This window comes from Bartonella sp. AA86SXKL, assembly GCF_042196885.1.
Genome location: NZ_JBHIRE010000561.1, coordinates 1 through 563, shown reverse-complemented (window position 1 = coordinate 563; position 563 = coordinate 1). Strand labels below are relative to the sequence as shown.

General features: G+C 36.8%; 1 protein-coding gene. It reads right to left on the bottom strand.

Features of this window, described 5'->3' with window-relative positions:
- Nucleotides 1-563: S16 family serine protease (locus ACFIO5_RS13280; RefSeq protein WP_375705666.1), on the bottom strand; the 563-nt coding region annotated here is incomplete at both ends.

Here is a 563-nt window from a genome sequence, read left to right as displayed (position 1 = left end):
AACGCACATAAGATGCTGCCGCTGAAATTGACTCTTTCATGATATCACGTAAATTTCCAGTTACAGTCATCTTGCCTTTACCGGACATCATAACACCTTCAATGGTCAATAACTCTCCCCCAACTTCAGTCCAAGCAAGGCCAGTCACAATACCAATTTGATTTTCACCTTCAATCTGGTTATAGCGATAACGTTTAACACCCAAGAAGTCATTAATATTATTTTCCGTAACTTTTACAGATTTTTGCTGCGTTTTAAGAATTTTGGTAACTGATTTACGTGCTACCTTCATTAATTCACGCTCAAGGTTACGAACACCTGCCTCACGTGTATAAAATTGTATCATTGATCTTATAGCGCCATCAGAAACACTAAACTCTTTTCTAGTTAAACAATGATCCTTCAGTGCTTTTGGTAAAAGATGCTGCTTAACAATCTCCATTTTTTCACATTCAGTATAACCTGCAATACGAATAATTTCCATCCGATCCATTAACGGTCCTGGAATATTCAGAGTATTAGCCGTTGTAATAAACATGAAATCTGAAAGATCATATTCGCCT